Origin of the sequence: Accumulibacter sp. (genome assembly GCF_036625195.1) — a bacterium.
GTDB lineage: Bacteria > Pseudomonadota > Gammaproteobacteria > Burkholderiales > Rhodocyclaceae > Accumulibacter.
Map to the genome: position 1 here is coordinate 3,607,996 of NZ_JAZKUG010000001.1, position 21,994 is coordinate 3,629,989.

The window sequence follows — 21,994 nt, forward strand, 5'->3', positions numbered from 1 at the left end:
GATCCGGCCGAGTCGATTGATCGGACGAAGAAAGTTCCTGATCGGTAAGTCATGGTACGACTCTTGCTTTATGCGTCCCCTGCCTGTCGGGAAAGCCCGCAAGCGAGTCGCGACGCTCCCTCACCCCGGGTCTGGGCGAATTACGCATGACTTCCATCATCCGTAGCGTCTCGACAGTCATGAACGCTGCACGGCCTTGAGCGATTGCCGCGCTCGGCCCGCGGCGACGGGACCGGTTGCCAACAAACATGATCATGAGAGGGTTTGCAGTGAGCAGAAATTCCTGGGTGGCTGTTGCTCGTGCGACAGCGGCAGCGGCACTGGTCTGGTCGTCGGCTGCCAGCGCGGTGCTGGTCATCGACTCCGGTGTCGATACGGTGACGAAACGCTACACGATTGTGTCGGGCAGTAGCGTCGGTTATCAGGGTGGCTTCTTCGGTGGCGGTGACGTGGGGCCACTGCCGGTTTCCGGGCAGTTCGACGTCGTGTATTCCCGCTATTGGTGGGAGTACCGGCAGGACTTCGACCCGCAGGGACTGCAGGGAACCTTTCTTGCCGAGTCCGACTGGATCCAGTTCAGGAACGCGAGTCTCGTGCTGGACAGCGCGCTGGGCGGTTTCGTCTTCCCCGGCTACTTCATTCGGCGGACAGGAGACCAGTTGGCTGGTGACGACCATCCGTGCAGCTTGCCCTTCGGACCGGATACGTTCTGCAGCGGTTCGGTGCTCGGACCGCTGTCGCAACTGGCTGGGCAGATCGATTCCGCTGGCCGGTTGAGCTTTGCCGGCTTCCAGCCAGCCGGTTTCTTCTTCGAGGGATTCAGTTACCAGGTGAACGCGGCGGCAGTATCGTTGCCGGCGAGTCCCTGGCTCCTCGCTGCGGGACTCGGGCTGCTCTGGCGGGAGAACCGGCGGCGCGCTTGATCGTCGCCGGGCGAGGCGACTCGGCGCCGAACCGGCAGTGGCCAACGTCCACGATCAGGCGCACTGGGTCGCCGGGTTCAGCACGAGCGTGCGCCGTCCATTCATCGGTCTCCTGTGGTGACTCGGCGGCGATTGTACGGTCTGCAAGCCGCTGCTGTCGCGGCGGCAGAGCCCAGGTGGAAAGCACGCGACAGCGGGCGGCCTGGACGGTGGTTATGTGAGGTTTGGTGCGACCGCGTCTGAAATTGTTGTAGGCGACGCTGATTTCGTCGGTGTGGGCTCGGCGGAGGCGTTGGCGCCGATCAGAAAACTCCGCGGCGCCAGTGGCAGCCGGGCCTCGCGATAGCTCTTGAAGTTGCTGAGGGTGAGCTCGGTCAGCATGCAGGCCTCCTCTGGCCAGGGCCGGTTCGCAGCGGCCGTGTGGCATTCATGGATGTGCCGTGGTTTGTATGTCGGCCCAGGCCAGCAGCTCGGTCACGATCGACAGCGCCTGTTCCGGTGTCAGCAGTTCGGGCGCCTCGTCGTCGTAGCGGTATTCCACGGCGTAGGGCGTGAGCAGGCGCAGGTCGGCTTCCGCCACGCTGGGCGGGTGGCCTGCATCGGCCAGCTGCCCGGCCAGTTCTTCCAGGTCGTGTGTGCGGCGGTACTCCAGCCCATGCAGGCACATGGCCGCCTTCAAGACCTTCTCGGCCGCCTGCTGGGCGTGGAAGAAGGCCACCGCCACGCCCACGCCCGGCGCAACCAGCAAGGCCTGCAGCGCGGCGTGGTCGCGCCGAGCCAGGCGCAGCAGACGGGCTGCTTCCTCACGCTGCGGCGTCATGCAACACCTTGCCTTCCTTCTTGGCCCAGTAGGGCAGCGTGCCAGGCACTTGGCTGCGGCGGTCGAAGTCGGGCCGCGCAAACAGCAGCAAGTCCACGCCGACGCCCACGCGGCCCAGAGCAGCTCTCAGGCGAAGGTATTCACCGGCCTTGTCGGGCAACTCGGGCTCGATCACCACGAGGTCGAGGTCGGAAGCCTCGCTGGCATCGCCGCGGGCGTAGGAGCCGAACACTATGACTGTGGCCGGGCGTGTGGCGGCGGATGCCAGGCGTTCGGCGGCACGGCTGAGTTGTGCTGGGTCGAGCATGGTCTGGGCTCCTCGCTTCAAATGCTGACGGGTCCGCGCTGCAGATTGGCCGACAACGGGCTATGCCCCAAGAGCAGACGCAGCTCGCCCAGCATCACGGTGCGCGCAGCATGCGGGCCGTTGATGCCAAACCGGAAGCCCAGTCGGGCGAGGAGTGTCTGACGATGCTCGGTCACGAAGGACTTCCTCGCCGGGTGATGTGGGCCAGCGTGCCGTTTTGCGACACCTGCGTGCGGGTAGCCTCGAGCACGGCAACAGGCCGCGACCATGAGCTCGACCCCGTTGGCGGGGCTGTGCATCTCGCGCTCAGCGGCGGGTTGTCGAGCCGACTTGATACGCAGCGCCACTCGGACACTGACTCCCTGGGGCCTGGCTACAGCCATTGCGAGGTTCCTGTAAGCGAACGGTCATGACGGACGGGGTAGCCCTGCTGAGGAAAGTCATGACCGCTTCCCCTCATCCCCGACCCTTCGCCAGCGCGCGGGAGAAGGGAGATTCGCCAGTCGCTGGCTGGACTGCTCCAGCAAGTGCTGCCGTTCCGCAATCCTATCAGCTGCGCGCGCGCACGGTCATGCATTCGCTCGCCTGCAGCCACGCTTTGCGCCTGCGGTGCGCAGCAAGAATCGTGCTCACACGCGGGCGGAACGTCGTTGGCAGCCGTCGGAGTCGGCCATGCTTGCGGGGGCTGCATCACTCCTCGGCGCAGCGCGGAAAGGAAAGCGCGCTGGACGGGTTCGACGACAATTGCTCGAGATCCTGCCCGCCAGCACCGCGGGCGGCGCGCCGCAGTCGGTCGGCGATCGCCGCCCACGCGGCGTCCGACGGCACTTCCTCGACGAGGATCAGGTCGGCGCCCACGGCATCGAGCTCGCGCAGCGCGGCGTAGAGTTCGTGCGCGTAGCGCGACGGGTCGGCTGGCAGCTGGCGAACGAGCAGCGCCGCCGCGGGCGTCTCCGGCAGCCGGCTGTGGCAGAGCAGCGCGCAGCTTTGGCCCGCGGTCACCGCTTCGGCGAGGTGAGCGAGCTCGGCTGCCGGCAGCAGTCGCAGTGGCGTCAGCGGCGCGTAGTGCGCCGCCAGCGCTCCCGGCACGCGCGGCATGGCCGTGGCGTCAGCACCGGGTGGCTGACCGGCGACCTCGGGCAGGCGACCGAGTACATTGGCGATGCATTCCGGCGTGATCGCTCCCGGACGCAGGATGCGCGGCGCCGCGCCGTCGCCGCGGCTGAGGTCGAGGATCGTCGACTCGATGCCGACACCGCAGCGGCCACCGTCGAGGATCAGCCGCACGGCGTCGCCGAGCTCGGCGCGCACGTGCGCCGCCTCGGTCGGGCTGATGCGGCCGAAGCGGTTGGCCGACGGCGCGGCGACGCCGCAGAGGCCGCCGAGGCCGCCGCCGGCCTCGGCAAAGGCGCGCAGCAGTGCCAGCGCCAGCGGGTGCGCCGGCACGCGCAAGCCGATCGTCTCCTGGCCGCCGGTGACGGCGCTCGGCACGCCGCGGGCGCGCTTGAGGATCAGCGTCAGCGGTCCGGGCCAGAAGGCTTCGGTCAGTTCCCAGGCCTGGCGCGGAATGTCGCTCGCCCAGTTGTCAAGGTAGCCGTCGGCCGGCAGATGGACGATCAGCGGGTGATCGGCGGGGCGCCCCTTGGCGGCGAAGATGCGGCGGACGGCAGACGGGTTGGCGGCGTCGGCGCCAAGGCCGTAGACCGTTTCGGTCGGGAAGGCGACGAGCTCGCCGGCCTGCAGCAGGACGACGGCATGGTCGATGATGGCGGCTTCAGGGAGCATCGCTGATGCCGATCGCGGCGCGCGCCGCGAGGGCGATGTCGCGGGCGCTCTCGACGTCACCGGCGAGCACCGTGAAGTGGCCCATCTTGCGGCCCGGGCGGGCGTGGTGCTTGCCGTAGAGGTGCAGCTTGAGGCCGGGCCAGGCGTACAGCGGTGACCAGTCTGGCTCGCGGTAGTGCTGGCCGGCGACACCGCTGCCGTACCAGAGATCGCCGAGCAGGTTCACCATCGCCGCTGCCGAATGCGCCCGCGGGTCGCCGAGCGGCAGACCGCAGAGCGCCCGCACCTGTTGTTCGAACTGGTTGGTGATGCAGGCATCGAGCGTGTAGTGACCGCTGTTGTGTGGTCGCGGCGCCATCTCGTTGATCAGCAGTTCGCCGTCGACGACGAAAAACTCGACCGCCAGCGTGCCGACGTAAGCCAGGTGCTCGGCGATCGTCGCCGCCAGTCCGGCGGCGCGCGCGTGCAGCGCCGCGGTGGCGCGCGCCGGGACGAGCGAGACGTCGAGGATGCCACGGCGGTGACTGTTCTCGGCGGTTGGAAAGCTGCACACCACTCCGCCCTGGTCGCGTGCCAGCACCACCGAAACCTCGCACTCGAGCCGCAGCCTCTCTTCCAGCACGCAGCTCTCGCCCTTGAAATGCTGGAAGGCGGTGATCGCCTGCTGGCGGTCGGCGACGACCGCCTGCCCCTTGCCGTCGTAGCCGAAGCGGGCGACCTTGAGGATTCCCGGGAACAGCTCGTCACCCGCCTGTCGCAGTTGTTGCTCGTCGAACACCGTGACGCAGCGCGCGTGCGGCAGGCCGTTGTCGCGCAGGAAGTCCTTCTCGGCGATGCGGTTCTGGCAGACGCTGACCGCCGCCGCAGACGGGTGGACGACGACGAACTTGGCGAGGTAGTCGAGTGTGCCCGCGGGGACGTTCTCGAACTCGGTGCTGACGGCGGCACAGGCCTGTGCGAGTTCGTCGAGCGCGGCATGGTCGTCGTAGGCGGCACGGAGGTGGCGGTCGGCGAGCAGCGCCGCCGGGCTGTGCGGATCGGGGTCGAGAACCCAGACGCGGTAGCCCATCTCGTGCGCCGCGGCGACGAAGAAGCGACCGAGTTGGCCGCCACCGAGCATGCCGAGCGTTGCGGGCGGAAGGATCATCTTCGGGGAGACCGAACGCGGCAGCGGCTCACACCTCGGGCAGCTTCATCGCCATGACCTTGTCGGCCTGGGCGCGGCGAAAATCGGCGAGGCGCTGCGCCAGCATCGCGTCGCCGGTGGCCAGCATGGCGACGGCGAAGAGCGCGGCGTTGGCCGCGCCGGCCTCGCCGATGGCGAAGGTGGCGACCGGGATGCCCTTCGGCATCTGCACGATCGAGAGCAGCGAGTCCTGCCCGGACAGGGCCTTCGACTGCACCGGCACGCCGAGCACGGGAAGCGTCGTCTTCGCCGCCAGCATGCCGGGCAGGTGGGCGGCGCCGCCGGCGCCGGCGATGATCGCCCGCAGGCCGCGCGCTGCCGCTGCGCCGGCATACTCGAAAAGCAGATCCGGTGTGCGGTGCGCCGAGACGACGCGCGCCTCGAACGGCACGCCGAACTCCTTGAGGACGACGGCAGCCGCCTGCATCGTCGGCCAGTCGGAATCGGAACCCATGACGACGCCGACCAGCGGCGCGCGAGCGGAAGACATCAGCCGGCCTCCCGTTCGGCCGCCTCGAGGGTGTTGGCGAGCAGCATCGTGATGGTCATCGGTCCGACGCCGCCCGGCACCGGGGTGATCGCCGCGGCAACCTCGCTGACGCCGGCGAAATCGACGTCGCCGCAGAGCTTGCCATCGGGCAGGCGGTTGATGCCGACATCGATCACCACCGCGCCCGGCTTGACCATGTCGGCGGTGACGAAGCGGGCCTTGCCAAGCGCGGCGACGAGGATGTCGGCGCGGCGGGTGTGGAAGGCGAGGTCACGCGTCTGCGAGTGGCAGACGGTGACCGTGGCGCTGGCCTGCAGCAACAGCATCGCCATCGGTTTGCCGACGATGTTCGAGCGGCCGAGGACCACCGCCTCCTTGCCGCGCAGGTCGATGCCGGCTTCGGCGAAGAACTTCATGACGCCGTAGGGGGTGCACGGGATGAAGCGTGGATGACCCTGCATCAACGCGCCGACGTTCTCGGCGTGGAAGCCATCGACGTCCTTGGCGGGTGCGATCGCCTTCAGTACGGCGTCGCTGTCGAAGTGCTTCGGCAACGGCAACTGCACCAGGATCCCGTGGATCGCCGGGTCGGCGTTGAGTTCGGCGAGCCGGTCGAAGACCACCTGCGGGTCGACGTCCGGCGGGTAGCTGATCTTCTCCGAGTGGAAGCCGGCCTGGGCGCAGGCGTTGACCTTGTTGCGCACGTAGACCTGCGACGCCGGGTCTTCGCCGACGAGGATCACCGCCAGCCCGGGGCGGGTGCCGCGCGCCGCCAGCGCTTCGGCGCGGGTCTTGAAATCGGCGCGCAGGCTTTGCGCCAGCGCGTTGCCGTCGAGGATTCTTGCGGTCACGTGGATTCTTCCGATGAGGCCGGGAAACGGGGGCGGGGGAGCGGTGCAGGAAGGTTGCGATTCTAGCGCAGATCAGGCGGCATCAGGCGCGGCGCGCAACGCATCGGCGGCAGCCGCGCGGCCGGCGGCGAAGGCGCGCCGGTTCATCTCGACGATCTCCGGCTTCTTGTGCGCGAAGCGCTGCAGGACGCACTGCTCGAGCACTTCGGCGGGGAAGGGCAGGTGATCGGCGATGGCGCCGAGCATGACCGTATTGCCGAGCCGGATCTCACCGAGTTCGAGGGCAATCGCCGAAGCGTCGAAGGACACCACATGCGTGCCGGCGGCGCGCACTTCGGCCACCGGGTCGTCCGGGTAGTCGTAGAGGCCGAGTTCGACGATCGGCGGCACGAGACGGCCGGTGTTCATCAGCACCAGGCCGTCGGGCCGCAGCATGTGCCGCCAGCGCATCGCCTCTGCGGCTTCGAAGCCGAGCAGCAAGTCGGCCGTGCCGGGACTGATCTGCGGCGACAGCACCTTCTGGCCGAAGCGCAGGTGCGAGGAGACGACGCCGCCGCGTTGTGCCATGCCGGCGACCTCGGTCTTCTTGGCGTCATGGCCAAGGGCGATCGCCGCCTCGGCGAGGATCTCGGTGGCGGTCATGACGCCCTGGCCGCCGGTGCCGACGACGAGGATGTTGGTGGTGTCGTACTTGCATCTGCTGGTCATCGGCTTCGGAAGCTCTCGGCATGGGCGGGCAGGCGGCGGCTGGCGGCAACGCTGGCCGCTGCCGTCGCCTGCGTCGCTAGGCGTTGTGGACGGGTGCGGGATTCTTGCGGACGACCTTGATCGGCATCGACAGCGTGTCGACGTGAACGATCGCATCCGGCGCGCAGGGCTTCAGGCAGAGGCCGCAGCCGGTGCAGGCGGCGCTCTCGATGCGCACGAAGGCGAGGTCGACCTCGCGGCCGCTGGCTTTCGTCACGCGGTCGCGGCGCGTGACGTGGATCGCCGGACAGCCGACGTCGATGCAGTTGCCGCAGCCGGTGCAGCGCTCGTCGATCACCATGTACGGTTTCAGTGCATGGTAGTCCTTGATCAGGACGCATGGCTGGCTGGTGATGATCACCGAGGGTTCGGGGATCTTCGTCTCCTCGCGCAGGGTCTTCAGCAGGACCGGCAGTTCATAGGCGTTGACCAGGTGGACCCGCTCGTCGCGGACGCCGAGCGCCTTGACGAGGCGGACGAAATCGACCCGTGGCGCTTCGTTGCCATGGATGTCGCGACCGCTGCCGGGGTTGTCCTGGCCGCCGGTCATGCCGACGGCGCGGTTGTCGAGCAGCAGGACGGTGACGTTGCCCTGGTTGTAGACGATGTCGAGCAGGCCCTGCATGCCCATGTGCAGGAACGTCGAATCGCCGATGACGGCGACGATCTTGCGCTCCCTTTCGTTGTCGCCGCGCCCCTTGTCGAGACCGAGTGCCATGCCCATCGAGGCGCCCATCGAGATGCAGGCGTCGAGGGCATTCCAGGGTTGCCCGAAGCCGAGCGTGTAGCAGCCGATGTCGCCCGAGATGGTGACGTTGCGCAGCTGCGACAGCGTGTAGTAGACCCCGAGGTGCGGGCAGGCGACGCACATCGTCGGTGGCCGCGGAAAGACTTCCATCGGCGCCGCCGCGCTGTCCTCCGGCACCGGTTCGCCGAGCAGGCGGGCGATCGCCGGTCGCAGCACCTGCGGCGACAACTCACCCGACAGCGGCAGGATCCGCTTGCCGGTGACGTCGATTCCCTGCGCCAGGAGTTCGCTTTCGACCAGCGGCTCGACTTCCTCGACGACGACCACGCGCTCGCATTCGGCGGCGAAACGGCGCAGGCTGTCGAAAGGCAGCGGGAAGGACAGGCCGAGCTTGAACACCGGCGCATCGGGGAAGCTCTCGCGCACGTGCATGTAGGCCGGTCCGGAGGTGACGAAGCCGACCCGCCGGTCGCTGCCAGGCTCGGCGAAGTTCAGCGGTGACACCTCGGCTTCGGCGCGCAGCCGGCGCTCGCGCTCGAACATCAGTGGCAGCCGGCGACCGGCGGCGCTCGGAACCATCACCCAGCGACCGACGTCCTTGCGGAAGCCGGCGGCGCTGTGGGCGTTGCGCTCGCCGGTCGTGACGACACCCTTGACGTGGCAGATGCGGGTCGTCATGCGCAGGATCACGGGTACCTCGAAACGCTCTGAGAGCCCAAAGGCGGCGAGCGTCAGGTCGTGCGCTTCCTGCGAGTCGGCCGGTTCGAGCACCGGCACATGCGCGAAGCGGCCCCAGTAGCGCGAGTCCTGCTCGTTCTGCGACGACGAGAGGCCGACGTCGTCGGCGACGGCGATCACCAGGCCGCCGTTGACGCCGGTCAGGGTCATCGTCATCAGCGCGTCGGAAGCGACGTTGAGGCCGACATGCTTCATCGCGCAGAAGCTGCGCGATCCCGCCATGGCGGCACCGAAAGCGACCTCGAGCGAGACCTTCTCATTCACCGACCACTCGGAGTACAGATCCGGATAGCCGGCCAGGCACTCGAGGATCTCGGTCGATGGCGTTCCGGGGTAAGCCGCCGCGACGCGCGTCCCGGCTTCCCAGACGGCGCGCGCGACCGCCTCGTTGCCCGACATCAGGAGCCTGCTGCCGGCCGCCGCCGGCGGCGTCGACATCACTGCGTGTGCGCTCATTGCCTCTCCCGTTGATAAGGGTTTCCTGCGACAAAAGCAGAACCTTAGCCGCCGCCGGCACCGGCGCGGTTGACGCAGGTCAACTTCTGCCGGTCCGTGTGGTCAACGCAAGTGTCAGGCGGCAGCACTGCCGTTGCAGCGCAGCGTGCGGCATTGCACAATGCAAAAGGACGTTTTACAATCCGGGATGCACTGATTGTTGCGCTGCGGTACCACGCGGTAACCCAAGGTATTACATTTGCAGGTGGCGTCGTTTCGGCGTGCAGGCAAGCATCATTCATCCCACGATTCCGTAGACCAGGAGACACATTCATGTCAGCTCTGCCCGACAACGCGCTGTCGGTCGCCGCCGGCGACGCCGACCCGCAGGAAACCCAGGAGTGGCAAGACGCGCTGCAGGGCGTCATCGACCAGGAGGGGCCCGAGCGGGCCCACTTCCTGATCCAGGGGCTGATCGCCCAGGCGCGCCAGGAGGGGATCGACATTCCCTACAGCGCGACCACCGAATACGTGAACACGATTCCGGTCGACCGGCAGCCGAAGTACCCGGGCAATGCCGACATGGAGATCCGCATCCACAATTACATCCGCTGGAACTCGATGGCGATGGTGGTCCGCGCCAACCGGCACAGCAACGTCGGTGGCCACATCGCCTCCTTCGCTTCGGCGGCGGCGCTGTACGACGTCGGCTTCTCGTGGTTCTGGCACGCGCCCTCGGAGACGCATGGCGGCGACCTGATCTTCTTCCAGGGTCATTCGGTTCCCGGCGTCTATGCGCGCGCGCACCTGCTCGGACGGCTGACCGACGAGCAGATGGACTGCTTCCGGCAGGAAGTCGACGGCAAGGGCGTCTCGTCTTATCCGCACCCGTGGCTGATGCCGGGCTTCTGGCAGTTCCCGACGGTGTCGATGGGCCTCGGGCCGATCCAGGCGATCTATCAGGCACGCTTCATGAAGTATCTCGACAGTCGCGGCTTCATCGAGGCCGGCGACCGCAAGGTCTGGGCCTTCCTCGGCGACGGCGAGACCGATGAGGTCGAATCGCTCGGCGCCATCGGCATGGCGGCGCGCGAGCGGCTCGACAACCTGATCTTCGTCATCAACTGCAACCTGCAGCGGCTCGACGGGCCGGTACGCGGCAACGGCAAGATCATCCAGGAACTCGAAGGCACCTTCCGCGGTGCCGGCTGGAACGTCATCAAGCTGATCTGGGGAACCAATTGGGACGCGCTCTTCCTGCGCGACAAGAAGGGCGTTCTGAAGCAGCGCATGATGGAGATCGTCGACGGCGAGTACCAGACCTTCAAGGCGAAGGACGGTGCCTACGTCCGCGAGCACTTCTTCAACACGCCGGAGCTGAAGGAACTCGTCGCCGACTGGACCGACGACCAGGTGTGGGCGCTGAACCGCGGCGGCCACGACATCTTCAAGATCTACAGTGCCTACAAAGCGGCCGTCGAGCACAAGGGTCAGCCGACGCTGGTCCTCGCCAAGACGATCAAGGGTTACGGCATGGGCCAGGCGGGCGAGGGCATGAACATCTCGCACCAGCAGAAGAAGCTCGATTTCGAGGCGATCAAGCGTTTCCGTGACCGCTTCAGCCTGCCGGTTGCCGACGAACAGCTCTACGAACTGCCGTACCTCAAGTTTGCCGAGGGCTCGGCCGAACTCAGCTACATGCGGCAGCGCCGCATGGATCTCGGCGGTTACCTGCCGAAGCGGCGTGGCGCCGCGGCACCACTCGAAATTCCGGATCTCGCTGCCTTCGACGCTCTGCTCAAGGCTTCCGGCGAAGGGCGCGAGGTGTCGACGACGATGGCCATCGTCCGCCTGCTCAACATCCTGCTCAAGGACAGGAAGGTGGGTCGGCACGTCGTCCCGATCGTTCCCGACGAGTCACGCACCTTCGGCATGGAGGGCCTCTTCCGCCAGGTCGGCATCTGGAACCAGGAAGGGCAGAAGTACGTCCCCGAAGACCACGACCAGCTGATGTTCTACAAGGAGTCGAAGGACGGCCAGGTGCTGCAGGAGGGAATCAACGAGGCCGGCGCGATGAGCGACTGGATCGCCGCCGCGACGTCGTACTCGGTACATGGCGTGCAGATGATCCCGTTCTACATCTGCTACTCGATGTTCGGCCTGCAGCGCACGATGGACCTCTGCTGGGCGGCCGCCGACCAGCGCGCGCGCGGTTTCCTGATCGGCGGGACCGCCGGTCGCACGACACTCAACGGCGAAGGCCTGCAGCACGAGGACGGCCACTCGCTGGTGCTCTCCAGCCTGATCCCGAACTGCCTCAGCTACGATCCGACCTTTTCCTTCGAGATTGCCGTCATCATGCGTGAGGGCCTGCGGCGGATGTACCAGGAGCAGCAGGACATCTTCTACTACATCACGGTGATGAACGAGAACTACGAGCATCCCGAGATGCCCACCGGTGCCGAGGCTGACATCATCAAGGGCATGTACCTGCTGCGTCGCGGCCAGTCTTCGGACACCCGTCCGGTGACGCCGCGCGTGCAGCTGCTCGGCTCGGGAACGATCTTCCGCGAGGTCATCGCCGCCGCCGAGTTGCTGAAGAACGACTGGGGGATCGATGCCGACCTCTGGGGCTGCCCGAGCTTCACCGAGCTGGCACGCGACGGGCTTGACGTGCAGCGCTGGAACATGCTCAACCCGCTGGCGAAACCGCGTGTCTCGCACGTCGAGCGCTGCCTCGGCGACACCCGCGGGCCGATCGTCGCTGCCACCGACTACGTCCGCATGTTCGCCGAGCAGATCCGTCCCTTCCTCAACCGTCGCTACGTGACGCTGGGTACCGATGGCTTTGGCCGCTCCGACACGCGCGAGAAGCTGCGCCATTTCTTCGAGGTCGATCGGCGCTGGGTCACCGTGGCGGCACTCAAGGCGCTGGCCGACGAGGGCACGATCGAGCGCGAGAAGGTCGCGCATGCGATCGCCCGCTACGGCATCGACGTCAACAAACCCAACCCGACGACGGTCTGAGGGAGCGAGCGATGAGTCAACTGATCGAAGTAAGAGTCCCCGACATCGGCGACTACCATGACGTGCCGGTGATCGACCTCTGCGTCATCGTCGGCGACGTCGTCAAGGTCGATGATGCGCTGGTGACGCTGGAGTCGGACAAGGCGACGATGGACGTTCCCTCGCCGGCAGCGGGCGTCGTGCGCGAGATTCGCGTCGCGCTCGGCGAGAAGGTATCGGAGGGGGTGGTGGTGGTCGTGCTCGAGGCGGCCGAAGTCGCTGCGGCGACAGCCGTCGCTGCGGCAGCCCCGCCTGTTCCGGCAGCCCTGCCTGTTCCGGCAGCCCTGCCTGTTCCGGCAGCTCCGCCGGTTGCGGTTGCGCCGGCAGCGGTTGCCGCGACGGCCGTACCCACCGCGCCACCGCTTGCCGGCCTTGCCCTCGGCTCGCGCACGCACGCCAGCCCCTCGGTGCGCCTGCTGGCGCGCGAGTTGGGCGTCGACCTGAGCAAGGTGACGCCCAGCGGTCCGAAGTCGCGCATCCTCAAGGAGGACGTCACTGCCTATGTCAAGGGCGTCCTGACGGCACCGACGCCGGCAGCCGCGGCGTCGCTCGGCGGCGGCCTCGATCTGCTGCCGTGGCCGAAAGTCGACTTTGCCAAGTTCGGTCCGGTCGATGTCAGCCCGTTGTCGCGCATCAAGAAGATCTCGGCGCAGAACCTGGCGCGCAACTGGGTGATGATCCCGGCGGTGACCTACCACGAGGATGCCGACATCACCGACCTCGAAGCCTTCCGCGTCGCCGTCAACCGCGAGAACGAGAAGTCGGGACTGAAGATCACCATGCTCGCCTTCCTGATCAAGGCCTGCGCGGTCGCGCTGAAGAAGTTCCCCGAGTTCAACAGCTCGCTCGACGGCGACAATCTCATCCTCAAGCGCTACTGTCACATCGCTTTCGCCGCCGATACGCCGAATGGTCTCGTCGTGCCGGTGATCCGCAATGCCGACCAGAAGTCCGTCGCCGAACTCGCCAGCGAAAGCGGCGAGCTGGCGAAGAAGGCGCGCGACGGCAAGCTCACCCCGGGCGAGATGTCCGGCGCCTGCTTCACCATATCGAGCCTCGGCGGTATCGGCGGGACGCTTTTCTCGCCGATCGTCAACGCCCCCGAGGTGGCGATCCTCGGCGTCAACAAGTCGGTCATGAAGCCGGTGTGGAACGGCCGCGAGTTCGCTCCGCGGCTGATCCTGCCGCTGTCGCTCACTGCCGACCACCGCGTCATCGATGGCGCCGCGGCGACGCGCTTCAACGTCCATCTCGCCCTGTTGCTCGCCGACATGCGGCGCGTGCTGCTCTGACCGGGGACAAGACGATGAGCCAGATCATTGAAGCGAAAGTACCAGACATCGGCGACTACCACGACGTGCCGGTCATCGACGTCTGCGTTGCCGTCGGCGACACAGTCCGGATCGACGACGCACTCGTCACCCTCGAGTCCGACAAGGCGACGATGGACGTGCCGAGCAGCGTCGCCGGCACCATCCGCGAAATCCGCGTCGCCGTCGGCGACCGGGTCTCGGCCGGCTCGCTGGTGGCGGTGATCGACACCGGTGCGGCCGCGGCAGCGCCGGCACCGGCTGAGACAGTGTCGCTGGCGAGCGCCAGTCCGGCGCCGCAGGCGGCAGCGCCGGTCAGCGGCAAGGCCGACCTCGAGTGCGAGATGCTGGTCCTTGGCGCCGGTCCGGGCGGTTACTCGGCGGCCTTCCGCAGTGCCGACCTCGGCATGCAGACGGTTCTCGTCGAACGTTACGCGACCCTCGGCGGCGTCTGTCTCAACGTCGGCTGCATCCCGTCGAAAGCGCTGCTGCATGTCGCCGCGGTCATGGAAGAGGCGCAGCACATGGGCGACTGCGGCGTCAGCTTCGGCGCGCCGAGCATCGACCTCGACCGGCTGCGCGCGCACAAGGACAAGGTCGTCGGCAAGCTGACCGGCGGTCTCGCCGGCATGGCCAAGGGGCGCAAGGTCGAGGTCGTGCAGGGCGTCGGCCAGTTCGTCGACGCCAATCATCTCGAGGTCGCGCTCGCCGCCGGTGGCAGCAGGCTGATCCGTTTCCAGAAGGCGATCATCGCCGCCGGCTCGCAGCCGATCGCGTTGCCTTTCATGCCCGACGACCCGCGCGTCGTCGATTCGACCGGTGCCCTCGAACTGCGGCAGATTCCGCAGCGCATGCTGGTCGTCGGCGGCGGCATCATCGGCCTCGAGATGGCGAGCGTCTACTCGGCGCTCGGCTCGCGCATCACCGTCGTCGAACTCGGCGGCGTGCTGATGCCGGGCGCCGACCGGGATCTGGTCAAGGTCTGGGAGAAGAAGAACGCCCACCGTTTCGACCGCATCCTGCTCAACACCGGCGTCGTTGCCGCGTCAGCGACCGCCGCAGGTATCGAGGTGAGCTACAGCAGCGGCGAAAGCGAGCGCTTCGACCTCGTCCTCGTCGCTGTCGGCCGCGCGCCGAACGGCAACCGGCTCGCCGCCGACAAGGCGGGCATCGCCGTCACCGAGCGCGGCTTCATCCCGGTCGACGCGCAGCAGCGGACCAACGTGGCGCACATCTTCGCCATCGGCGACATCGTCGGCCAGCCGATGCTGGCGCACAAGGGCGTGCATGAAGCGCATGTCGCCGCCGAGGCGGCGCACGGCAGCAAGCGCTGCTTCGATGCGCTGCAGATCCCGTCGGTCGCGTATACCGACCCCGAGATCGCCTGGGCCGGCAAGACCGAGGAGCAATGCCGCGTCGAAGGGATCACCTACGGCAAGAGTGTCTTTCCCTGGGCCGCTTCCGGGCGCGCGCTGGCAAACGGCCGCGAGGAGGGCTTCACCAAGCTGATCTTCGACGAGGCGACGCATCGCATCATCGGCGGCAGCATCGTCGGCACCGAGGCCGGCGACATGATCGGCGAAATCTGCCTGGCCATCGAGATGGGCTGCGACGCCGCCGACATCGGCCACACCATCCATCCGCATCCAACTCTCGGCGAGTCGATCGGCATGGCGGCCGAGGTCTATGAGGGCGTGTGCACCGACCTGCCGGCGGTGAAGAAACGGTAGGGACGCAGCTGGTTCCAGTGGAATGGTCAGGCTGCCGCAAGTGGCCTGATCCGTTCGCGTCCGCTCGTTGGCGGACACGCGGCGTGCTGCTCTGACCGGGAAAGGATGGTGAGCCGGATCGGTAAAGCGACAGACCCCGAAGTCGACGATCGAGAGAAACCCATCTACCGTCACCGAAATACGCAAGCTTCAGGTGACGACGAAATCTAGGTTGCTCAGCGCAAGACCCGGGGCGAGCGTGGCGATGTGTACCGGAGCTGCGCCCGTGTTGCCCGCGGCATCGTAGTACATGGCGCCGGAGCTGCTGTTGTAGATCAGGTAGTCGTCGGCGTCGGCGGCGCTGCTGAGGCCGGCGCCGGATCGGAACGAGCCTGCGGCGAGGGTGCCGGGGCTCAGCAGCGAGGTGAAGATGGCGTTCTCGAGTTCGATCGTGTCGTCGAGGACACTGAAGTCGCCGATCGTGTCGCGGTTGCTGGCGGCATCCGGCAGGGTGTCGAAGCGGAAGATGTCGGCGCCGCTGCCGCCGACGAGGCTGTCGTTGCCGAGACCGCCAGCGAGGAGGTCATTGCCGGCGGCACCGTCGAGGGTGTCGTTGCCGTTGCCGCCGTCGAGCCGGTTGGCGTCGCCGTTGCCGGTCAGGGTGTCGGCGTAGGTCGAGCCGCTGAGGTTCTCGATGCTGATCAGCGTGTCGCTGCCCGAACCGCCGGTGGCCTGTGCGCCGGCGATGGCAAGGCTGATGCTGACGCCACCGGTAGCGCCGTAGAGGTAGCTGACCGTATCGCTGCCGCCGGCGCCGTCGAGGACGTTGTTGCCGCTGCCCGCCTCGAGAATATTGTCGAGGCCGTTGCCGGTCAGGTTCGCGACGGCGGCGGTGAGGATGCGGCCGTTCTCGACGTTCGCGCCGAGGGTATGGGCGGCGAGATAGCTGAAGACCTGGTCAGTGCCGCCGCGGGCCGGGTTGGCGTTGGTCTCGCTGACGCTGTCGCCCACGTTGTCGAGGTAGTAGGCGTCGTTGCCGTCGCCGCCGAGCAGGCTGTCGGCGCCGGTGCCGCCCCACAGCGTGTCGTTGCCGGCGCCGCCATCGAGGGTGTCGCTGCCGGCGCCACCGTCGAGGAAATCGTTGCCCTGCGCGCCGGCGAGGATGTTGCCGTTGCCGTCGCCGCGCAGCAGGTCGTTGTAGGTCGAGCCCGTGAGGTTCTCGATGCTGATCAGGGTGTCGCTGCCGGAACCGCCGGTCGCCTGTGCGCCGGCGATCGCGAGGCTGACGCTGACGCCGCTGCTGGCGCCGTAGAGGTAGCTGAGGGTGTCGCTGCCGCCGGCGCCGTCGAGAACGTTGTTGCCGGTGGCGGCTTCGAGGAAGTTGGCGAGGTCGTTGCCGGCGAGGTTCGCGGCGGCGGCAGTGAGGATGCGGCCGTTCTCGACGTTCGCGCCGAGGGTGTGTGCGGCGAGATAGCTGAAGACCTGGTCGGTACCGCCGCTGGCCGGGTTGGCGTTGGTCTCGCTGACGCTGTCGCCCACGTTGTCGAGGTAGTAGGCGTCGTTGCCGTCGCCGCCGATCAGACTGTCGGCGCCGGTGCCGCCCCACAGCGTGTCGTTGCCGGCGCTGCCATCGAGGGTGTCGCTGCCGGCGCCCCCGTCGAGGAAATCGTTGCCCTGCGCGCCGGCAAGGCGGTTGCCGTTGCCGTCGCCGCGCAGCAGGTCGGCGTAGGTCGAGCCGGTGAGGTGCTCGATTCCCGCCAGGGTATCGCTGCCGGAGCCGCCGGTCGCCTGCGCGCCGGCGGTGGCGAGGCTGACGCTGACGCCGCTGCTGGCGCCGTAGAGGTAGCTGACGGTATCGATGCCGGCGGCGCCGTCGAGGAGGTTGTTGCCGCTGCCGGCCTCGAGGAGGTTGTCGAGGCCGTTGCCGCTGAGGCTGGCGACGCCGGGAGCGAGGATCCGCCCGTTCTCGACGTGGGCACCCAGGGTGTGTGCGGCGAGATAGCTGAAGACCTGGTCGGTACCGCCGCTGGCCGGGTTGGCGTTGGTCTCGCTGACGCTGTCGCCCACGTTGTCGAGGTAGTAGGCGTCGTTGCCGTCGCCGCCGAGCAGGCTGTCGGCGCCGGTGCCGCCCCACAGCGTGTCGTTGCCGGTGCCGCCATCGAGGGTGTCGTTGCCGGCGGCGCCGTCGAGGAAGTCGTTTCCTTGTGCGCCGGCAAGGCGGTTGCCGTTGCCGTCGCCGCGCAACAGGTCGGCGTAGGTCGAGCCGCCAAGGTTCTGGATGCTGATCAGCGTGTCGCTGCCCGAACCGCCGGTCGCCTGTGCGCCGGCGACGGCGAGGCTGACGCTGACGCCGCTGCTGGCGCCGTAGAGGTAGCTGGCGGTATCGATGCCGGCGCCGCCGTCGAGGAGGTTGTTGCCACTGCCCGCCTCGAGGAGGTTGTCGAGGCCGTTGCCGCTGAGGCTGGCGACTCCGGGAGCGAGGATCCGCCCGTTCTCGACGTTCGCGCCGAGGGTGTGTGCGGCGAGATAGCTGAAGACCTGGTCGGTGCCGCCGCTGGCCGGGTTGGTATTGGTCTCGCTGACGCTGTCGCCCACGTGGTCGAGGTAGTAGGCGTCGTTGCCGTCGCCGCCGAGCAGGCTGTCGGCGCCGGTACCGCCCCACAGCGTGTCGTTGCCGGTGCCGCCATCGAGGGTGTCGTTGCCGGCGCCGCCGTCGAGAAAGTCGTTGCCTTGGGCGCCGGCAAGAATGTTGGCGTTGCCGTCACCGCGCAACAGGTCGGCGTAGGTCGAGCCGGCAAGGTTCTCGATGCTGATCAGGGTATCGCTGCCGGAGCCGCCGGTCGCCTGCGCGCCGGTGATGGCGAGGCTGACGCTGACGCCGCTGCTGGCGCCGTAGAGGTAGCTGACGGTATCGATGCCGGCGGCGCCGTCGAGGAGGTTGTTGCCGCTGCCGGCCTCGATGAGGTTGTCGAGTCCGTTGCCGCTGAGGCTGGCGACGCCGGGAGCGAGGATCCGCCCGTTCTCGACGTTCGCGGCGATGGTGATGGCGGCGAGGTAGCTGAAGATCTGGTCGGTGCCGCCGCTCACCGGGTTGACGTTGGTCTCGCTGACGCTGTCGCCGGCGTGGTCGAGGTAATAGGTGTCGTTGCCGTCACCGCCGACGAGCGTGTCGGCGCCACCACCGCCGTCGAGGGTGTCGTTGCCACCTCGGCCGTCGAGGAGGTTGTCGTGCGGACCGCCGACGAGATGATCATCGCCATCGGTGCCGATCAGTGGCCTGACGTCAACGGTGATGAGGTTGGGTGTCGGGTCGAGGTCCGCTCCGCCGTTGGCGATGCCGCCGTTGTCCCGCACCTGGAAGGTGAAGCTTGCATAGCTGTCGCCGTTTTCGTTCCCGGTGGGCGTGAAAACCAGCAAACCGGCCGCGAGATCCGTGGCAGCGATCGACTGCCCGGTGGTGACGGCGACTCCCGCAAGGGTCAGACTGCCGGCGGCGGGGAGCGTGCTGATGCGGATGCCGGCGAGCGTGTCGGCGGGTATGTCGCTCGGATCGGTGAAGGGAAAATCGGCGACGGAGAATGCGTAGGGGGAGTCCTCGTTCGTTACCACCGTCCGGTCGCTGCCAGACGGTGCCGAATGGAAGTGCTCATCAGCACCAAGCGGTGCATACCAGTCGTCGGTCTGCGGGTTGGCGAGGCTGACGATGTCGCCCCATGGGCTGCCAAGGGCACCGGCATTGCCACCCCACGCAGGCTCTCCCCACGTGACCACCGAGCCGTCTGCACGCACGGCGGCAAAGGAACCGTCGGTCGCAAATACGTGCGTGACGTCGATCGTCCCGTCGAGGTACCTTGCCACGGCAGCGCTGTTGCCTCCGTAGCGGGCATCTCCCCAGGTGACCAGTGAGCCATCGACGCGCAACGCGGCAAAGGCATAGGCGGTGGAAAAGACCTGGGTCACGTCGATCGTCCCGTCGATCCCGGCAGCCACGGCGCTGCTGTCGCCACCGTACCCGGAGTGTCCCCAGGTGACCAGCGAGCCGTCGGCGCGCACTGCGGCAAAGGCGCCTCCGTAGGTCGTACGCACCTGTACGACGTCAAGCGTGCCATCGATCTGTGCCGCCACCGCGCTGCTGTCGCCGCCGTGAGCGGAATCGCCCCAGGAGACCAGTGAGCCGTCGGCGCGCAATGCGGCAAAGGCAGTGGCGGTCGAAAAAACCTGCGTCACGTCGGTCGTGCCGTCGATCTGTACCGCCACTCCGCTGCTGTCGCCACCGGACCAGGCATCCCCCCAGGTGACCAGCGAGCCGTTGCTGCGCAATGCAGCAAAGGCTGAGACCGTCGAGAACAGCTGCGTCACGTCGAGCGCGCCGCCGATCTGTGCCGCCACGGCGCCGCTGTCGCCGCCGTACCGGGAATCGCCCCAGGTGACCACCGAGCCGTCGGCACGCAACGCGGCGAAGGCGGAGTCCGTCGCCGCCACCTGCGTCACGTCGATCGTGCCATCGATCTGTGCCGCCACCGCGCTGCTGTCGCCGCCATACGACGAAATCCCCCAGGCGACCACCGAACCGTCGGTGCGCAAGGCGGCGAAGGCCCAGAACGTCGAGGCCAGCTGCGTCACGTCGATCGAGCCGTCGATCTGCGCCGCCACCGGGTTGCTGTCGCCACCGCCCCAGGAGAGGCCCCAAGTGACCAGCGAACCGTCGCTGCGCAAGGCGGCGAAGGCGCCTCCGTACGTCGAAAACACCTGCGTGACGTCGATCGTACCGTCGATCTGCACTGCCACCGCGCTGCTGTCGCCGCCGTAAGCGGCATCGCCCCAGGTGACCACCGAGCCGTCGGCCCGCAAGGCGGCGAATGCTTCTGCCGTCGACCACACCTGCGCGATGTCGACCGTGCCATCGATCTGTGTCGCCACCGCGCTGCTGTTGCCGCCAGACGAGGAGTTCCCCCAAGTGACCAGCGAGCCGTCGGCCCGCACTGCGGCGAAGGCGGATCCCGTCGAAAACACCTGCGTCACGTCGACGCTGCCGTCGATCAGGGAAGCCGTGCCGATGTTGCCTCCATTGCCGGCAGCGCCCCAAGTGATCAGGGATCCGTCGGCGCGCAATGCGCCAAAGGCTTCCTCGGTCGAGAAGACTTGCATCACGTCGATCGTGCCGTCGAGCTGCGCGGCCACCGCGCTGCTGTCGCCACCTGAGGACGAATCGCCCCAGGTGACCAGCGAGCCGTCGGCGCGCAATGCGGCAAAGGCATGCAGCGTCGAAAACACCCGCGTGACGTCGATGCCACCGTTGAGCTGTGCCCCGACGGCGCTGCTGTTGCCGCCATGGGCGGGATTCCCCCAGGTGACGACCGAGCCGTCGGCACGCAGGGCGGCAAAGGCAGATTCGGTCGCGACCACCTGCGTCACGTCGATCGCCCCGTCGAGTTGTGCGGCCGCAGCGCCGCGATCGCCGCCGTGCGACGGATTGCCCCAGGTGACCAGCGAACCGTCGGCGCGCAGCGCGGCAAAGGCATGACCCGTCGAAAACACTTCCGTCACGTCCATCGTGCCGTCGATCAGCGCCGCAACCGCGCCGGTGTCGCCGCCGTACGAGGGATCTCCCCAAACGACGAGTGATCCGTCCACACGCAATGCAGCAAAGGCAGCGTAGGTGGAAAACACTCGTGTCACATCGATCGTTCCGTCGATCTGCGCCGCGACGCCTGCGCTGTCGCCGCCGGATGAGGAGTCCCCCCAGCTGACCAGCGAGCCGTCGGTCCGCAATGCAGCAAAGGCATCGCCGGTCGAGAACACCTGCGTGACGTCGATCGTGCCGTCGATCTGCCCAGCCACCGCGCTGCTGTCGCCGCCGTACGAAGCACTCCCCCAGGTGACCAGCGAGCCGTCGGCGCGCAATGCGGCGAATGCTCTGGCGGTAGAAAACACCTGTGTCACGTCGATCGTGCCGTCGATCTGCCCCGCGACCGCGCTACTGTCGCCGCCGTACGAGGCGCTCCCCCAGGTGACCAGCGAGCCGTCGGCGCGCAATGCGGCAAAGGCATTGACCGTCGAAAACACCTGCAGCACGTCGATCGTACCATTGACCTGTCCGGCCACGGCACTGCTGTCGCCGCCGTACCCCGGATCGCCCCAGGTGACCAGCAAGCCGTCCGCGCGCAGCGCGGCGAAGGCCGATCGCGTCGAGAACAGTTGTGTCACGCCGATCGTGCCGTCGAGTTGCGCCGCCACGGCACTGTTGTCGCCGCCGTACACGGGATCGCCCCAGGTGACCACCGAACCATCGGCACGAATCGCCGCGAAGGCTCCCAGATTGCGCCATTCGCCCGCGCCGTGACCGGGAAAGGAAAGGGGCTGGCGGGACACGCTCAGGCCGAGAAGTCCCCGCCAGTTCGGCGCCGCCAGCGCCGGAGTGCATCGCTCGCCGACGTCGAGTCGCCAGCCGCCGCCGCGATCGGCGTGGCCGACCGGCGTCGAGGAAGCGGCCACCGGCGCGCCGAACACCGCCGCCAGCGCGGCGACGAAGTCGCGGCCCACCTCGCCGCGTCCGACTTCGCAGCCGTAAATCTGCACGTCGCCGTCCGTCGCGAGCGCGCGGCCGATCGCTGCGGCTTCGCCGCCGAATGCTGACAGCGTCGCCTGCGTCACTTCGTCGCGGCCAAGCTGCACCGCACCTGGCTGGCCGTGCGCGATGAGCCGGATCGACGTAACGTCGCGCTCGCCTTGGAGGGCCGCGCTGAGCTGTCGCAGCCCCGGCTCCCGGTCATCGACGATCACACTTTGGCAATCTCGCGGAAGACCAGCCAGCAGCGCCCAACGATCCTCGACTCGCTCATCGACGAAGACAAAGGTCTTGCTCATGCCACTCTCCCA

At 67.8% G+C, this 21,994-nt stretch carries 15 protein-coding genes; 4 read left to right on the plus strand and 11 right to left on the minus strand.

The annotated features are described in order from the left end of the window. The first annotated feature begins 269 nt into the window (after window positions 1-269). Entirely contained in the window at window positions 270-923 is a 654-nt protein-coding gene (locus tag V5B60_RS15905; protein ID WP_332348073.1) for a hypothetical protein, read from the plus strand. A gap of 213 nt (window positions 924-1,136) precedes the next feature. On the opposite strand, the gene V5B60_RS22285 is transcribed toward V5B60_RS15905, so the two are convergent. The 10 genes from V5B60_RS22285 to V5B60_RS15955 all read right to left on the minus strand — a co-directional run bounded on the left by V5B60_RS22285 (window position 1,137) and on the right by V5B60_RS15955 (window position 9,051). Beyond that, on the minus strand, window positions 1,137-1,304 hold the full coding sequence (locus tag V5B60_RS22285; protein WP_434735338.1) for a hypothetical protein: 168 nt from the start codon (window positions 1,302-1,304) through the stop codon (window positions 1,137-1,139). A 46-nt stretch (window positions 1,305-1,350) separates the two neighbouring features. After that, window positions 1,351-1,743 carry a HEPN domain-containing protein gene (locus tag V5B60_RS15915; RefSeq protein WP_332348075.1) on the minus strand — a complete coding sequence of 131 codons (393 nt, stop codon included), beginning with the start codon at window positions 1,741-1,743 and terminating at the stop codon, window positions 1,351-1,353. Continuing rightward, window positions 1,727-2,050, minus strand: a complete 324-nt coding sequence (locus V5B60_RS15920) for a nucleotidyltransferase domain-containing protein (RefSeq protein WP_034937559.1) — start codon at window positions 2,048-2,050, stop codon at window positions 1,727-1,729. Before V5B60_RS15920 ends, V5B60_RS15915 begins: the two co-directional genes overlap by 17 nt. Window positions 2,051-2,067: 17 nt before the next feature. Next, window positions 2,068-2,226, minus strand: a complete 159-nt coding sequence (locus tag V5B60_RS15925; protein WP_332348079.1) for a hypothetical protein — start codon at window positions 2,224-2,226, stop codon at window positions 2,068-2,070. Between the two features lie 514 nt (window positions 2,227-2,740). Further along, window positions 2,741-3,835, minus strand: a complete 1,095-nt coding sequence (locus V5B60_RS15930) for an L-threonylcarbamoyladenylate synthase (RefSeq protein WP_332348081.1) — start codon at window positions 3,833-3,835, stop codon at window positions 2,741-2,743. Next, window positions 3,825-4,982 (minus strand): 5-(carboxyamino)imidazole ribonucleotide synthase, encoded by a 1,158-nt coding sequence (locus V5B60_RS15935; protein WP_332348083.1) that lies wholly within the window; start codon window positions 4,980-4,982, stop codon window positions 3,825-3,827. The genes V5B60_RS15930 and V5B60_RS15935 overlap by 11 nt, the downstream gene beginning before the upstream one ends. A gap of 28 nt (window positions 4,983-5,010) precedes the next feature. After that, a complete protein-coding gene (gene purE / locus V5B60_RS15940; RefSeq protein ID WP_332348085.1) occupies window positions 5,011-5,511 on the minus strand; it encodes a 5-(carboxyamino)imidazole ribonucleotide mutase in 501 nt (166 codons plus the stop codon). Next, window positions 5,511-6,362 carry a bifunctional methylenetetrahydrofolate dehydrogenase/methenyltetrahydrofolate cyclohydrolase FolD gene (gene folD, locus V5B60_RS15945; protein WP_332348087.1) on the minus strand — a complete coding sequence of 284 codons (852 nt, stop codon included), beginning with the start codon at window positions 6,360-6,362 and terminating at the stop codon, window positions 5,511-5,513. Before folD ends, purE begins: the two co-directional genes overlap by 1 nt. Before the next feature lie 72 nt (window positions 6,363-6,434). Beyond that, window positions 6,435-7,070, minus strand: coding sequence for an indolepyruvate oxidoreductase subunit beta (locus tag V5B60_RS15950; RefSeq protein ID WP_332348089.1), 636 nt, complete (start codon window positions 7,068-7,070; stop codon window positions 6,435-6,437). Between the two features lie 76 nt (window positions 7,071-7,146). Further along, window positions 7,147-9,051: a thiamine pyrophosphate-dependent enzyme gene (locus tag V5B60_RS15955; protein ID WP_332348092.1), complete on the minus strand. Its 1,905-nt coding sequence runs from the start codon at window positions 9,049-9,051 to the stop codon at window positions 7,147-7,149. A gap of 312 nt (window positions 9,052-9,363) precedes the next feature. Here V5B60_RS15955 and aceE point away from each other — a divergent pair, with 312 nt between their 5' ends. Genes aceE through lpdA form a run of 3 tightly spaced genes read left to right on the plus strand, consistent with a single transcriptional unit; the run spans window position 9,364 to window position 15,136 of the window. Next, the gene (aceE, locus tag V5B60_RS15960) at window positions 9,364-12,057 is read left to right on the plus strand and encodes a pyruvate dehydrogenase (acetyl-transferring), homodimeric type (protein ID WP_332348094.1); all 2,694 of its coding nucleotides are present in this window, start codon (window positions 9,364-9,366) and stop codon (window positions 12,055-12,057) included. An 11-nt stretch (window positions 12,058-12,068) separates the two neighbouring features. Beyond that, window positions 12,069-13,388, plus strand: a complete 1,320-nt coding sequence (gene aceF / locus V5B60_RS15965) for a dihydrolipoyllysine-residue acetyltransferase (protein ID WP_332348096.1) — start codon at window positions 12,069-12,071, stop codon at window positions 13,386-13,388. 14 nt (window positions 13,389-13,402) lie between these two features. Then, window positions 13,403-15,136, plus strand: coding sequence for a dihydrolipoyl dehydrogenase (gene lpdA / locus V5B60_RS15970; protein WP_332348098.1), 1,734 nt, complete (start codon window positions 13,403-13,405; stop codon window positions 15,134-15,136). Window positions 15,137-15,325: 189 nt separating this feature from the next. Here the strand turns inward: lpdA and V5B60_RS15975 are convergent, their stop codons facing one another. Further along, window positions 15,326-21,982, minus strand: coding sequence for a DUF4347 domain-containing protein (locus V5B60_RS15975; RefSeq protein ID WP_332348100.1), 6,657 nt, complete (start codon window positions 21,980-21,982; stop codon window positions 15,326-15,328). Between the last annotated feature and the right edge of the window lie 12 nt (window positions 21,983-21,994).